General features: G+C 67.0%; 15 protein-coding genes. 12 read left to right on the forward strand and 3 right to left on the reverse strand.

The features are described 5' to 3' along the window. Positions 1-195 precede the first annotated feature (195 nt). Positions 196-1,599, forward strand: coding sequence for a helix-turn-helix transcriptional regulator (locus DL991_RS10390; protein WP_125783411.1), 1,404 nt, complete (start codon positions 196-198; stop codon positions 1,597-1,599). Here DL991_RS10390 and DL991_RS10395 read toward each other — a convergent pair whose 3' ends face one another. Beyond that, a complete protein-coding gene (locus tag DL991_RS10395) occupies positions 1,600-2,241 on the reverse strand; it encodes an HAD family hydrolase (protein ID WP_125783601.1) in 642 nt (213 codons plus the stop codon). Positions 2,242-2,483: 242 nt separating this feature from the next. On the opposite strand from DL991_RS10395, the gene cutA reads away from it, so the two are divergent. Next, on the forward strand, positions 2,484-2,807 hold the full coding sequence (gene cutA, locus DL991_RS10400; protein ID WP_125783413.1) for a divalent-cation tolerance protein CutA: 324 nt from the start codon (positions 2,484-2,486) through the stop codon (positions 2,805-2,807). Positions 2,808-3,031: 224 nt separating this feature from the next. On the opposite strand, the gene DL991_RS10405 is transcribed toward cutA, so the two are convergent. Together DL991_RS10405 and DL991_RS10410 are read right to left on the reverse strand one after the other, a co-directional pair. Beyond that, positions 3,032-4,255: a helix-turn-helix domain-containing protein gene (locus DL991_RS10405; protein ID WP_125783415.1), complete on the reverse strand. Its 1,224-nt coding sequence runs from the start codon at positions 4,253-4,255 to the stop codon at positions 3,032-3,034. 27 nt (positions 4,256-4,282) lie between these two features. Continuing rightward, positions 4,283-4,774 carry an NUDIX hydrolase gene (locus DL991_RS10410; protein ID WP_125783417.1) on the reverse strand — a complete coding sequence of 164 codons (492 nt, stop codon included), beginning with the start codon at positions 4,772-4,774 and terminating at the stop codon, positions 4,283-4,285. A 783-nt stretch (positions 4,775-5,557) separates the two neighbouring features. On the opposite strand from DL991_RS10410, the gene DL991_RS10415 reads away from it, so the two are divergent. The 10 genes from DL991_RS10415 to DL991_RS10460 all read left to right on the forward strand — a co-directional run bounded on the left by DL991_RS10415 (position 5,558) and on the right by DL991_RS10460 (position 13,923). After that, a complete protein-coding gene (locus tag DL991_RS10415) occupies positions 5,558-6,439 on the forward strand; it encodes an SAM-dependent methyltransferase (protein ID WP_255433248.1) in 882 nt (293 codons plus the stop codon). Between the two features lie 90 nt (positions 6,440-6,529). Further along, positions 6,530-7,141 carry a hypothetical protein gene (locus DL991_RS10420; RefSeq protein WP_125783421.1) on the forward strand — a complete coding sequence of 204 codons (612 nt, stop codon included), beginning with the start codon at positions 6,530-6,532 and terminating at the stop codon, positions 7,139-7,141. Positions 7,142-7,317: 176 nt separating this feature from the next. Continuing rightward, the gene (locus DL991_RS10425) at positions 7,318-8,226 is read left to right on the forward strand and encodes an ABC transporter substrate-binding protein (protein ID WP_158634410.1); all 909 of its coding nucleotides are present in this window, start codon (positions 7,318-7,320) and stop codon (positions 8,224-8,226) included. A gap of 84 nt (positions 8,227-8,310) precedes the next feature. Further along, positions 8,311-9,201, forward strand: coding sequence for a hypothetical protein (locus DL991_RS10430; protein ID WP_125783425.1), 891 nt, complete (start codon positions 8,311-8,313; stop codon positions 9,199-9,201). Further along, positions 9,198-10,094, forward strand: a complete 897-nt coding sequence (locus DL991_RS10435; RefSeq protein WP_125783427.1) for an SAM-dependent methyltransferase — start codon at positions 9,198-9,200, stop codon at positions 10,092-10,094. The genes DL991_RS10430 and DL991_RS10435 overlap by 4 nt, the downstream gene beginning before the upstream one ends. Then, on the forward strand, positions 10,091-10,573 hold the full coding sequence (locus DL991_RS10440) for a hypothetical protein (RefSeq protein ID WP_125783429.1): 483 nt from the start codon (positions 10,091-10,093) through the stop codon (positions 10,571-10,573). Before DL991_RS10435 ends, DL991_RS10440 begins: the two co-directional genes overlap by 4 nt. Positions 10,574-10,815: 242 nt before the next feature. Next, on the forward strand, positions 10,816-11,880 hold the full coding sequence (locus tag DL991_RS10445; RefSeq protein WP_158634411.1) for a trypsin-like serine protease: 1,065 nt from the start codon (positions 10,816-10,818) through the stop codon (positions 11,878-11,880). A gap of 156 nt (positions 11,881-12,036) precedes the next feature. Continuing rightward, positions 12,037-12,858 (forward strand): trypsin-like serine protease, encoded by an 822-nt coding sequence (locus tag DL991_RS10450; protein WP_125783433.1) that lies wholly within the window; start codon positions 12,037-12,039, stop codon positions 12,856-12,858. Continuing rightward, positions 12,852-13,499: an HAD hydrolase-like protein gene (locus DL991_RS10455; protein ID WP_158634412.1), complete on the forward strand. Its 648-nt coding sequence runs from the start codon at positions 12,852-12,854 to the stop codon at positions 13,497-13,499. The genes DL991_RS10450 and DL991_RS10455 overlap by 7 nt, the downstream gene beginning before the upstream one ends. 109 nt (positions 13,500-13,608) lie before the next feature. Beyond that, complete coding sequence (locus DL991_RS10460; RefSeq protein ID WP_158634413.1) at positions 13,609-13,923, forward strand: helix-turn-helix domain-containing protein; 315 nt, start codon at positions 13,609-13,611, stop codon at positions 13,921-13,923. Positions 13,924-13,963 lie beyond the last annotated feature (40 nt).

Consider the following 13,963-nt stretch of genomic DNA (forward strand, 5'->3'; position numbering starts at 1 on the left):
GCGACCATTCGGGTTCTCGCCAGGGCGCGCCGGACCGGCTTGCCGAGATGCCACCCGGCTGGGCCGATTCGCAGTGGGCGGGACGACGTCGCGATTTGGCACACGCGGGCTGACTTTCTCGGGGCGGCCTAGCCGGGCGTTCCAACCAAGCCGATCCCGCCAGCTAACCGAAAGCGAACCGGGAGTTTGGTAGCGTTGACCAGCGACGATGCGGGTCATGAACTTGTCGAGAGGACTTTGGTGAAGATTCCACGCCTAGGGCTGGTTGCAGATCGTAAGGCAGCAGGCCACACGCAGGAGAGCCTTGCGGAAGCCCTCAGCATCGACGTGAAGACGGTTCGCCAGTGGGAGAACGGCACCTATAAACCCGGCACGCATTTCCTCCAGCAACGTCTCGCCGCGGAACTCCGCGTCACCCGCCGGCAACTCGCCCTACACCTTGATCCCCCCACCGACAACACACATGAACCATTCGCTGACCACAAGATGGAGGCAGAACCGACAGACGGTGACGTCCCTTCTGCACCTGTTCGTCCCGACGGTTCCCCCGAGTTGAGCAGCGCAGGCAAGAACGTCATCAACTGGCGAGACGATTCGTCACGACCGGGAAGCCCTGCGCCCAGCGTGGTGCATTCGGACATACCGCAGCTTCGTCGCGTCCTGAACACTCGGGATCTGCCCGAGGACGGACCTGTTCGCCCTCTTTCCGAGCTGACGGAGGCAGTTCAAACGGTCGTGGCACGACGGCTGCAATCTGGCTATGCCGTGCTGGCGGCCGACGTCAACGAGCTATTGCCTGAACTGCACCGAGCGATCCTCTCCGCACCGCCGACGCTGAAGCCTCACTACGCCGGCCTGCTCGCTCGCACGTATCGGGCAGCTGATGCGATCGCGGACAAGTTCGGGTATTACGACCTCTCGGCACGGATCATCGACCTGATGCGAACCGCCGCGACGCAGTCCGGAGACGAACTGCTCGTCGGGAGTGCCGCATATGTACGGGGCGAGATCTACTTCGCAACCCATGACCTGGATGCCGGTAGCCGCATGCTGACGGCGGCGGCTAACAAGATTCGCGTCAGCGCGTCCGAGACCGCAGCGGCCACGTACGGCACCTTGCACATGCGTGCGGCCGTCATGGCCGCGCGGGCTGGGAGCGCACTGCGAGCGCGCGACCACATCGAGGAAGCGAAGCAGGCAGCGCGGCAGGTGAATGAGGGCGTCCACCTGGGAACGGTGTTCGGCGTGCCGTCCGTGCGTATCCATCAGCTGTCACTTGCCGTGGAACTCGGCGACGTCGGCGGCGCCTTGCGACTGGCTAGCAGCTGGGCGCCACCGATCACGATGCCCGCGGAGCGCCGCTCACATTTCTACATCGACCTGGGACGCGCGTTCCACCTCGCCGATCAGCCCGAACGTGTGCTGAGCGCGTTCAGGGAGGCCGGGCGCATCGCACCTGAGCACGTCCGTGAACATTCGCAGGTCATCGACGTGGTCGATCACCTCGAGCTCACCGCACGCGGACAGTTGCGTGATGCGTTCGCGGGTTTCGCTGCCAGCCTGGTGAAGCCGCAGAGCCGAAGCGGTTCCGGGCTGTAGTCAGGAAGTGAGCAGGCCAGGAAGTTCGGCGAGTGAGTCGATCACCCAGTCAGCGTTCTCGCGGATGATCGGATCGCTGGCCCACAAGTACCCCCACGGGCCGCGGCGGACCAGGGCTGATCGCAACCCGGCGGCGCGGGCGGGCACGATGTCGTTGTCCCGATGATCGCCGACATAGAGAATCTCGTGCGGCTCCCCCGGCGCGAGCTCGGCAACTTTCTGGAAAAACTCGCCGTCTGGTTTCGCGACTCCCCACTCGCCGGACGTAGCGATGGCATCGACGGGCAACGTGAGTCGCCGGAGTAGCTCGGCGGCGCGATCGGTTTGGTTGCCCGCGATCCCGAGCCAATAGCCCGAAGCCTTCAGGGCTTCGAGTGCGCGCCGGACGTCGGGATAGAGATCCGACTCCTCGATCCGCTCGCCAACACCGGCTTGCTCCCGTAGCTGCCGCTCGGCAGCAAGATCGAAGCCGGGTCGGATGAGCTGGAACGCCTCAGCGTTGTTGAAGCCAGCCGCCGTAACCGCTCCCACCAGGCCGGACAAGGTATTCAGCGGGACTCCAAGCCAATCGGCCCACGCCCCCCACTCCCGATCGTCCTTGATCAACGTTTCGCCGACGTCGAACACAACGGAGCGGATCACGCTGGCCATGCCCTTTCTCTGGTCATGCACTGGGGACCTCCTGGCCCTGCTTCTACCGCAACGGCCCCGGAGCTGCATAAAGCGTTCAGGTTGTCGACAACGCAGTTCCCCGACCTTAGCGAACGTCGGCAGTGGACGGCCGATCCCGAAGGCTGCACCTCGTACAGACGCGATTCGGCACGATGAACAGTGGATGGTTCGCGCACGGGCTTCGGAGTTGGTTGTGGCCCTACGCTGCCGGCATGACAGATCACCTTGTCGTGACCACAGCCACCCCAGACCGCGAGTCCGGCGAGAAGCTCGCGGCCTCAGCCGTCGCAGCCTGCCTGGCGGCCACCGCGCAGGTCGTCGGACCGGTCACCTCGTTCTTCTGGCACCTTGGCAAGTCTGGCCAAGGTGAAGAGTTCAACGTGACGTTCAAGACGACCGATGGAAGGTACGCCGAGTTAGAAGCGCACATCATCGCGAATCACCCGTGGAACAAGCCTGAGGTGACAGCCGTCGAGCTAGTCAGGGGCTCCGCCCACTATCTGGCCTGGGCCGAGGACGCGACCCGACCCCGCTAGAGCCCCAGGCGAGCGAGCAAGTCGGCGACGGCAGGGCATGCGCAGTAGCGGGCCAGGCGGCACGCCACCGTTTTAGTTCCCCGCGCCGGACGTACCGAACTGACGCCGGCAGGCAGCTCCGCCGCGTCGCCGAGTATCTCCACCGCTTGTTCGACCTCCCGTGCTAGGAGGTAGGACGAGGCCAGCCAGTCTTCGTGTAGAAGTACGGCGTCTGCCCCCTACACCTAGGCGATTACGTCGTAGTGAGCGGCGAGCTCGGCAAACTCCGGGCCACGGCGTCGCGTGGCGCGATCGACGATTCGTTTCATCGTGGCTTTCCCGAGTGGCTGGTAGCGCACCCAATCGGAGGCGAGGTCTTTCGCTTCGGCGAGCCACGCCAAGGCCGCGCGATCGCGGCGCAGTTCCGCAGCGGCGGCCGCAAGGTACAGCCGGTGGCCCGCCTCCCAAAACGCAGGAACGTCGCCACCCTCGACCTCGGGAACCTCGCCAGCCAGGTGGAGAGCTCGCTCGGGGTCTCCGGAGCGGACAGCGAGGTCCACGCGCTGGAGCGCTGCCACGCGGGGCCCGAAGATCGCGGCTTCCGTCGCGGTGTCGCCGCGTGAGCGGATGGCGGCCGCGTGTGCTGCCGCCAGGAGGTCTTCGGCTCGGTCCGCACTTCCGGATGAGAGCGCGGCTGTAGCGGCGTTGAACAGCAGGTTGCCGAAGACGCCGGCCCGGACGGGGTCGCGGTCGAGCATTCTGGGTTCGATGACCGCAGCGGCTTCGGTGGCGACGCGTTCGGCTTCGTCGGCGCGGCCTTGGCGAATGAGAGTCCAGGCAAGGTAGCGGAGGGAGATCGCGGCTTCGACTTCGGGGGAATCGGATTCGGTGGCGGCGTCGAGCGCGCGGGTGGCCGCGGTGTAGGCGAGGTCGTCGAGGCCGAGTCGTCCGGCGATTCCGGCGCCGAGACGGTAGGCAGTGGAGAGGACACGGTGCGCACCTGCCCGTTGTTCGTCGTGTGTATCGCGGACGACCCTTCGGGCGTCGGTGAGCACGGTGGGCAGTGCATGGAGAAGTTCGTTGTGGTGGCCATCGACGTAAGCGCGCCAGGCGCTGTGTGCGCTGGTCGTCAGCTCCGCGAGCGGCAGGAGCTCGCGCGACTCGGCGAAGTCTTCAAGACCAGGGATGCGGGCGTCGGCGGTGATGGCTTTCCGAAGCGGTGCGACGTCGACGTCGCGGGAGTGTGGCTGCGGAACCACGCCAAGCAGCGCGTCGCCCGTGACGCCGAGGGCGGTCGCGAGACTGCTCAGAGTCTTCGGGCGACACGTGGCGCGAACGCCCTGCTCGATCCGAGCCACGGTGTCGATGCCGACATCGGCGGCTTCGGCCAGTTGTTCCTGGGAGAGGTTCCGCCCTTTGCGGAACCGGGCGAGGTTCTCCGCGAACGGGGTCCGTGTGTCTCCGGTCATAGCGCCTCCGGTTTCCGGCCGTCCAGCCTAACTCCCGACGGGGTATCCGTCTTCGCAAATCACTAGTCGGCCGGAATGGGCGGCGTCGAGTGCAGCGGCGACCCGGCGAGCGAGGATCGGCTTCAGCTTGGGTGCGGCGGCGTCGAGCGGCATCAGGTTGACAGAGACGATCTCGGGGTCGGTGATGTCGAGCTGCGCAACGTCGTCGTCGCTGATCAGGCCTCCGTCGAATATGAAAGCGAGTCCTTCGGGCATGCGGTCGTCGGCGGAGATGTAGTCGATGACGATCAGATCGCCGGGTTTCCGATCGTCAGTGCCCAGTTCCTCTCGGACTTCACGGGCAGCGGTGCGCCACGGCGGCTCCCCTTCGTCGCAGGCGCCGCCTGGGATGTCCCAGTGCTCTTTGTAGGACGGCTCCACGATCAATACCCGGTCGTTCTCGTCGCGGTAGAGGACACCGGCGGACATTCGTTTCCGGTTGAGCGATCGCACGTAGTCGTCGAACGGCAGAAGATCCACGTCGCGGAGGCTAGCGTCTTGGCGCCGATCCGGCTGATCTATGCCTTTCACGCCTAGTTCGCGTCGGTCTTGCCACCCAAGTAGCCGTCACGGGCCGTGTTGCCACCGATCACTCTGCGACAAAGTTCCTGGTATGAGAACTCGGTGGTGGCGACAAGAGCATCGCTTGCTCGTCGTCATCACGCATGGCCAGGCGATCGAAGTGATCGTCGGACTCGTGCGCAGCAACCAGGACGGCAGATGGCGCCGCGGGTTTGCGATCGACCACGGACCAAGCGCCGCGTTCACTTGTCCCCGAGACAAGCGACCTGATCAATGCCCGCGAGCAATCGCCAGGACCTGCCGCGCGTCGAGGGCCCCCGGTGATGGCGGTAAATGCGATGACCGGCGAGGACCTCTATCGCCCTTCGCGTCGAAACCGTGCCTGACCGGGGAGAGCGCCTTACGCAGAAGGCACGCGCGATTGGGTGTGCCGCCGACGGACTGCGTCACGTCATGGCCACCAGCGCCTGGCCGTCTCGGCGGAAGTCAGCCACGAAGCCGACGGCAGTCCTTCGGCCCAGCATTGGGCCGTGCACCTCAGAGCGGTTTCCATGCCTGACGCCTCGAAGAATCGCCGAACACGCAGAGCTATTTCTACTGCTCAAACACCCAGACCGCCCGGTTGCTTCAGCCACCGCCCGGTCGACCTTCCTGGTCGTTCGCTCCACACGACCTGAAGATCACCCCAACAAAATCGAGAGGACATTGCACGTGGGCTCCAGTGTCGCCGCAACGCGGTTGATGCCGTCAGAGCAGCTGGCGGGTCACGAGCGGCGTAGTCGTGTGCGGGTGATCGACGCGCTGGTCGGCGGCAAGGACAACTACGTCGAGGACCGGAAGGCCGCCGACAAGATCGCTCAGGTGCTGCCGGGTGGTTTCGAGGGCGCAAAGCGTCTGTTCACCGAGGATTTCTGGTTCCGGGTTCGGGTGTGCCGCATGCTGATCAGCCGCGCTGAGGTGTCTCACTTTGTACTGCTCGGCGTTGATCAATGTGAAACAAGTGCCGCGCCGCTGCACAAGCTCATTCTCCGTGATGCCCCTGACGCAGTCGTGGTGTATGTGGAGCCGGAACTGGACATCGCGACCCATGCGCTCGAGTTCGACACGAGGACCAACGAGCGTGGGCCTGTCGTTCGTGTGATCCACGACGACATCTACGACCCGGCCCTGCTGACCCGGCTGTTCGAAAGCTCGAGTGTTCCGCTGGACGCCTCCGAACCGGTCGCGTTGCTGCACTGCGCCACGCTGCCGTTTCTGCCGTCCGACAGCGACACGACCCCGGCGGAGGTCACTGCGGGGCAGATCGACACGCTTCCCGATGGATCGTTCGTCGCCGCGAGCCACCTGTGCATCCCCGACGGCGCCGCCGACCACGCGGCGGCCGTCAGGGCGGCGGATGCCCTCGAAGAGAGCTTCGGTACGCGGCTTTGCCGCCCGGAAGCGGAGATCGCCACGTTCTTCGGCGGCCTCCCGCTCGTCGTTCCCAGTCCGCTGACAACTGCGCCGGCGCTGGTTCCGTGTTCGAAGTGGTACCCGCCCGGCCCGATTCTGGAGCACGTCGCCGTCGACGACTACAACGTGGGAGCCGTGGCGCACAAGGGAAAACCCTGGCCGTACTGCTAGGCGCCCGTATTCCTGAAAAGGCCGCCCCGACCCGGCCGCTCGTCCCCAACGGAGGACACATTGCTTGAACCACCACATTCCACGACGCGTGTGGACGACGAGAGACCGACGTTCCTTCCGGCGCTAGTGCTGTCCGCGACCGAGGAAGACCACCGCGATCACGTCGTCCCGCGCCAGTCCCATCGAGACAGATCCGCGGTAGCGCGCGGACTTCTCGCTGAGCTCGTCCTCGCCGGCGCGGTGAGCGTCCGCAGTGGACGTGTCGAGGTTCTCGACGGCACAGCGGTCGAGTACCTGGCCGCGCCGTGTGGCCGCGCGATCCTCGCGACCCTGTCACGAAATCTCGGTGTCGAGGACATGCTCGCTGAAATCGAGGGGCCCGCGTACACGGTCGCGTGGACGGCGGTGCAGCGGGGGCGCGCTGCACGCAAAGGTCTGTTCCGTGGCTGGGTCCTGACGGATCCGAAGTTCACCTTCTTGTGGCATCGCGTGCTCACCCTCGCTCACCAGAACTGTGTCCCGGAGGACGGCCGGGCCGCGGCACTCTGGACGATCCTGGCCGACGCGGGTCTGCACCGCGACCAACTGGACAAGCCCGAAATGCAACCGCGCAGCGCCTGCCCGGAGTCCCTGGCCGGCCTGCTCCTGCGCGGCGACGCACCCCACCGCCGGACGTCGTCCCGACGGCGCCTGCGCCGCTGACACGGCCCCGCAGTCGTCATCCCCTGTTCCCCGCCTGGTCGTGTCCGGCCCGGCGCTCTTTCGTCAATCCCGGAGAACTCCCGATGAGATCCTCTCTCTCGCGTCACAGGCTCGTCCGTACCGGCATCCACGTGGCAGCCGGTGCCGCTCTTCTCGCCGTCACGGCCGGGTGCGGCTTGCTCGGCGGCGACGAGCCACCTCCTGGCCCGGGTATCCCGGTCAAGGTCGCGGCTCTGGCGCTGGCAGACGTAGCACCGCTGCATATCGCGATCGACCACGGGCTCTTCGCCCAGCGGGGCATCGCAGTCACGCTGGTCCCGGCTTCGAGCGGCCAGGACGCGATCACCAAACTGTCCGGCGGCGACGCAGATATTGCCTATGCGGGCGACATCGCCTTCGTCAACGCCGTTGACGGCAGGCTCCCGCTGAAGATCGTCGCCGAGGCCGCCGTCGCCGGTGAGCGGACCATGAGGGTCCTCGCGCGCCAGTACGGACCGGTGCAGTCGGTCCCAGACCTGGCCGGGAAGAAGCTCGGCCGCAACGCCGAAGGTGGCGTGAGTGACACGCTAACCAAGTCGCTGATGGCCGACCACGGCGCCGACCCGAATTCGGTGACCTGGACCAACCTGGAATTCGGGGCCATGGCGGCCGCAGTGGTAGGTGGCGATATCGAGGCCGCGTTGTTCCCGGAACCTTTCGCGACCGCGGCGGAGAAACAACACGGTCTGCACCCCGTCGCCGATCCGGCGACCGGCTCCGCGCAGGGCTTCCCGATCGGCTTGTACGCCTCGACCACCGACTTCGCCGCCGGCAACCCGGCAGCGATCGCGGGCTTTCAGCGGGCCATGCGGGACGCGGCGGCAGCAGCCGGGACCCGGAAGCTGGTGGAGGACGTCGCGGTCAAGCACCTGAAAGGGATCGACGCCGACACCGCCGCCCTGATGGAGTTGCCGGTGTACCGCAGCGACCCGGTCATGACCGAGTTGCAGCGCGTCCCGGACCTGATGCAGCGCTACGGCAAGAAATTCCGCCAGCCGATCCAGATGTCTGAACTGATCATCCCTCCCCCGCCACCCGGTACGTAACCGCACTCGTCCATGCCGAGAACTGGCCACGCACCGCACGTGCGTCGCTAAACCCAGATCCTGCGAACACGGAAGCACGCCACGATGCCTGAGCACACCAGCCAACCCGACCCCTCCACAGGGCCCGATCGCGGCCACCCTGGGCCGTTCGTGTCGCTCGCGGAGATCCGGGCGGCGTTGGCGGGAGTCCGCGGGCATGCCGAGTCCGACACCGTGGCGTCGCTTCTCCGCCGGGCCCTACCGGGTTTCTGGGCGACGATCGCGGCGGAGTACCGCGTCCGGAACCGAGTGGTCGACAAGGCCCTCGATGCGGGGATCCGCCGGTCCGTCGTCTTCAGTCCCGATCTCGCGCCGCTGCGTCTGGCTCACGAGCTTCTCCCGGCGGGGGCGGGCTGGCACGTGCTCTATCTGCTGGATGACGCCGAAACCGCGGTACGGACCCGGATCGTCACGAACTGCAGCCTCGACCCCGACGTCGACTGGCTCTCCGCCACTCCCGGGATCGAGCAGTGCCTGCGCTCGGCTCAGGGCATCGGTGCGCTCGCCCTGGACGAACCGGTCTGTGTGCTGGCCTCCACCGCGCTGCAACACACCCGTGATCCTCACGCTTTGCTGGCCGGCCTGTGGAATGTCCTGCCTCCCGGAAGCTGCGTCATGGCCAGCCAAGTTCCTCCGCTTATCCCAGATACGCCGGCGGGAACCGGCCTGCCAGCCGCGTGCGCTGTATTCGAGCACCACACCCGCACACCCCTCATCCTGCGCACCGCCCCCGAATTCGACGCTCTCTGCCACCACCCCCACACCTGGGACACCACGACCTTCGGCCGCGCCGGAACCGCCCGCGCACCAGTGCACAGCTCACCACTGTCCACATCGGACTCATCCTTGGCGTTGATCACGCGGGTAGCGGTCCGCCCGGTCCGCACCCCGTCTCACGGACTCGTTCCCGCCTACAGGAGCACCCGAACCTCATGACACACGATCCGTATTCGCTCCCACCACACGGGACACTTCCCCACCACGCGACCGAACTCGCAGCCCCGACCGTCGCCCGGGTCAACGGCGTCCTCGCCGACGACCCGCCGCGGACTATCACCGAGATGGGTATCTTCGAGGCCGATCGAATTCTGGCCACGATGGTCGACGCTGCTGTTCCTGGCTACCGATGGGCTCTGCGCGCACAGCAACAGTTTCTGGCCAAGGTCATCGCGCACGCCGCGCGGAAGAAGATCACCCAGTTCGTCATACTGCGCGCGCCACTGCCGTCGGGGCCGAACCAGACCACCCCGCACACGATCGTGAAAGCCCACGTCGCAGATCCCACCACGGTGATGGTGGCCCGCGAGGAGATTCCCGCCGCGCACCTGCATCTCGCCCTGGAGAAGGCCCAGATCCTGCACGGCGACGACACCCGGGCCGCGGCCATCCCCGCGGCGGTCCACGAGGTGCACAGGCCGCTGCACCACGTCCACAAGCCTGGGGACTGGTCGCTGGACCTCGGGAAACCCTTGTGCCTCACCATGGTCGGCGACCCGTCGCACTGGCCTGATGACGTCGCAGCGCTGATCCGCGCCTACCACCACGAGGTCGCCGACGGCAGCATGCTTGGGGTCAGCGCCCTCGGCCACGCTGCCGCCGGGACCGAGCAAGCCGCGGCACTGGACGCCCTGGCAGAGCACCTAGCCACCACACCCGAACCCCAGCTCACGCTCCGAGACCGCGAAGAGGTCGAGGGCTGGTTCAGCGGATGGCACCTCGAGTCCCCCGGAGTAGCCCCGATCGCCCATTGGGCCGGACCGCAGCCCGCGGACATACAAGGACCGGACCTGCCGGTGTGGTGCGCGATAGCGACCAAGGCGTCATCGTGACCGCCTCGACCGCGCCGCGCCCGCCCGCCGCCGACCACATGCCCGCGCAGGACGCCGCGCTCGACGACCTGGTCGACCGTGCCCTCGTCACCCTCCTCGCCCTGCACCCACGCCGCCTGAGCCCAGTCGACTACGACCCGGCTTTGGATCGTGAGGATGCCGGAGCCCGGTTGTCCGGCCTTCTCGGCCGCCGGATCGTGCACCGCTGCTCGGATCGCGAACACCTTTTCGTCGACGTGGAATCGCGCTGCGCGGTGCGGCTCGTCGTCGTGCGTTCCGATGCCGGCACGCCGGTCACGTGGATGGCCGAGTCGCCTGCCCGCGGTGCCGAGCAAGGGTTGTACGAGCATCTCGTCGACGCCGCCCGCCGCGGCGCGGCCGCCGACCACGGCCACCCACCGACAGCCGGCGCGGGACGGCCCGTGGGTGAGATGCCCGCAGACGTGCCTACACAGCCAGCCGAGGACGCCCTCACGTGAGGGCAGTTTGCGGCGTGGCACCGAAAACCCCGCGCGGTCGGTGACAGGCAGGTGCAGGTCCGCGGTGTCCCCGTCCTACCGGCTGTCGTACTCGACGGAGCCGTGCGCGGAACAGCCTGGCATGCCGAGCGTCGTCGATCAGCCACGCAGATCATCGCGCACCGCCACCGGTGTACCTGGTGGCCCACAGTCGCGCTCGCGCATCCCGTGTGAGCGTCGAAATGCACGAGAGAAGGGAAACAGTGAAAGCAAGTACGAGAGCCCGCCGCCGTGGCGGGTTGCGCGTCGCCGTGGCCGTTGTGGCGGCGTTCGTCGCCACCGGTCTCGGTGGCGCGCCGGTCGCTGCCGCCGACGGCGGGAACCACGGTGCGGCCCTGGCCGCACCCGCCAGCACCAGCCCGGTCACCGTTGACACCGGAGGCGACGATGTGTCGCCGATGATCGTCGGCGGCGAACGCGCGCCGGAGGCCTACGCCGGCGCCGGGTCGATCCAACTCCTGAAGAACGGCGTGAAGGATTGGCACACCTGCAACGGTGCGCTCATCCATCCGCGGTTCGTGCTCACCGCCGCCCATTGCCTGTCCGTCATGCCTCCCGCGCCGCAACGCGCCGGCATGGCGGGCGAGGTGGCGTGGCGGGCGTTCCAGCAAGCACCGCCCCCGCGGCGGGCCGGAGTGGGTACACAGGCGGTTCCGCAGGATCCGTCGCAGTACACGCTGCGGATCGGGTCGACCAACCGGCACTCCGGCGGCGCGGTCCGCAAGGTCACGTCGATCTCGCTCCCGGACCCCTGGGAGTGGGGTATGCCGGATGGAGACGGCTACGTCTGGGATCTCGCGTTGATCCAGCTGGATCACCCGGTCCCGGGTTGGATGGTCAAGCCCGCGAAGCTCGGTTTCCCGCGTGCCTGGCAGCAGGCCCGGATGATCGGGTGGGGCATGACCGATCCGGACCCGGCCCACTGGGGTGCCCCGGCACCCCAGTGGCTGCGGCAGCTCGACGTCCCGATCGCCCCGAACGCCGACTGCGCCGAGGCAGGCATCGGACGCGGCGAGATCTGCCTGGGCACTTCCCCGGGCGGCGGTACCGCGTGTGCCGGCGACTCCGGTGGTGGAGCGTTGCAGCGGTACGGGCGCGACTGGGTCCTGATTGGACTCGGGTCGCGGTCGCACACGCAGTCCTGTGTCAGCTCCACGGTCTACACCAAGATCGCGGAGCCACGATTCCTGGCGTGGATGGTCCGCACCATCCACGAGCGTGATCCGCACACGCGGATCACGCAGTCGGATCTGACGCTCGCGGGATAGCACCACAGCGGGTCGGTGGCAGTCCAGCAACGGCCGCCACCGATCCGCTCCCACGTTTCACATCTCAGCAGCCCGGCAAGGCCGCACATCCCGCGGTCGACACCCGTGGCTCATGCCGATATCTGCTATCCGAACCATCATCAAGGACTACTTCTCATGTTCAAATTTCTCCGGAACGCCATTCCCGGTGGCGACAGTGCCCGCTTCTACCAAGCGTCCTTCGACGCGCTAGTCAGCCAGCCCGTCCTCGGCCCCACCACCAGTGAGCTTCCCTGGTCGGTCGCCTTCTACTACGACGCTCCGACTCACCCCGATGTCATGGACCACCTGTGTGGCGGCGGTGTCCTGATCTCGGACCGCTGGGTCCTGACGTGCGCGCACATCTTCAGCGACATCGGCCGCAAACGCGGCGAGCCACTGCTGGCCGAGAAGACCTTCTACGCCCGGATCGGCGGCCGGGACGTCCGAACCGGCATCGTTCGCCGAATCAACACCCCGATACCTGGCCCGTTCCGCCCCCAGCGGCCGGGGAAGCTCTCCGGCGCGGTCGGTGACATCCTCCTCGTCGAACTCGCCGAACCCGTCGACCCGCCCTCGATCCGGCTCGCGACGAGTCCTGCCCAAGTGGGGCAGACCGTCCGCACATTCGGCTGGCCAGGCGGCAACGACGGCGACGGCGTCCTCGCCCAGGTCGACACCACGATCATCGATCCCCGCAGCGGAATGCTCCTCGGCCTCAGCCACGGCGAGCTCAGCGCCGCGGTACCGAAGGACCACCCGCTCGGACCGGGTTTCTCCGGGCAACCCGTTTTCGCGATGCCGGACGCGTCCGACGCGGACATGCTTGAGGTAGTCGGCCTCATCAGCCGTGGACCAAATGAAGGGCTTTCCTTCGGTCTACCGATGGTCCTCACCGACGTCACCGCGCACCTCGCGTGGATCACCGCCACGACATCCGGCGCGGTGACCGCGTGCTGATCACCGTCGACGTCGGCCACACACTCGGCGAGTTCGACCGGCCCGGCACCGCCGACGTACTCCGGGAGATCGCTGGGGCACCGACCTACTCCGCCGAAGTCGACCGCACCATCCTCCACGTCACCCCCGAACTGACACCCGGCGTCGCCCGGCAAGTACGCGAGCTGCTGCTCATCCCCGACCACGCCTGGCCCGAAACCTGGGACACCGGAGGCTTCACCCCCTACCCGGACACATTCACCGCCTTGACCCGGCTGGCCGCGATCGCCTCCGTGGTCGCGCTGACCAACGTGTCCTGTATCGCCGGGCCCCGGCGACTCGACGACCTCGACCTCCACTGTGGACAGCACCTGGACGGTGTGTTCGCCAGCTTCCAGCTCGGCGCCCGGAAACCCCAGCCGTACGGCTGGAGGATCATCGCCGCCACACACGGCATCAACGTGCACGACATCGTGCACATCGGTGACCGCGTCGACGACGACATCCGCGGCGCGCTCGCCGCCGGCTGCGCAGCCGCGATCCTCGTCACCACCCGCGAAACCTTGCCCGCCGACCTTCGCCAGAACCCTCGGGCCACCTCGGTCCCCGACCTCGACGGTGCCGCCACCGCGATCGCCGCGATGACGGGTGAGGCCGCGTGAATACCGGACACCCGCCGGCCCGCCCTGGGCATCTGCCGATCGTCCTCGCCGTGACCCTGCTGATCGCGATCTTCTGCGCGAAGCCCGCCCTCCGATGTTTCAGGTTGACATGACACACAACAAGACGGCACCGCAGAGAGTGAGCTTTCCGGACCTCGACTCCGGGCTGACTGTGCCGCTTGGCACCTTGATAACCCGGGTCCGGCGCATGCGCGGCCTCTCACAAAGAGAGATACAACGGCGTGCGGGCATGAAAGATTCGACACTGTCGAAACTCGAAAGTGGCACCAACGGCATTAGCAGCGTATCCAGCGTTGTCAAGCTAGCTGACGCACTGGAGATGCCGCGACAACAATTGTTTGAATGGGCCGTCAGCTACATTGAAAACAAAACCAAACAGAGCGCTGACCGCGCTCACCATTGATAGTCGTCATGAATGCGTAGCGGTCCGGCCAGAAGGGCAC

The sequence above is a fragment of the Amycolatopsis sp. WAC 01375 genome, assembly GCF_003947325.1.
Lineage (GTDB): Bacteria > Actinomycetota > Actinomycetes > Mycobacteriales > Pseudonocardiaceae > Amycolatopsis.

Excerpts from the sequence above, each read along its gene's own strand:
- cutA (WP_125783413.1), top strand. The coding sequence starts at position 2,484 with ATGACAGATCACCTTGTCGTGACCACAGCCACCCCAGACCGCGAGTCC.
- DL991_RS10405 (WP_125783415.1), bottom strand. The coding sequence starts at position 4,255 with ATGACCGGAGACACACGGACCCCGTTCGCGGAGAACCTCGCCCGGTTC.
- DL991_RS10415 (WP_255433248.1), top strand. The coding sequence starts at position 5,558 with ATGCCGTCAGAGCAGCTGGCGGGTCACGAGCGGCGTAGTCGTGTGCGG.
- DL991_RS10430 (WP_125783425.1), top strand. The coding sequence starts at position 8,311 with ATGCCTGAGCACACCAGCCAACCCGACCCCTCCACAGGGCCCGATCGC.
- DL991_RS10435 (WP_125783427.1), top strand. The coding sequence starts at position 9,198 with ATGACACACGATCCGTATTCGCTCCCACCACACGGGACACTTCCCCAC.
- DL991_RS10450 (WP_125783433.1), top strand. The coding sequence starts at position 12,037 with ATGTTCAAATTTCTCCGGAACGCCATTCCCGGTGGCGACAGTGCCCGC.
- DL991_RS10460 (WP_158634413.1), top strand. The coding sequence starts at position 13,609 with ATGACACACAACAAGACGGCACCGCAGAGAGTGAGCTTTCCGGACCTC.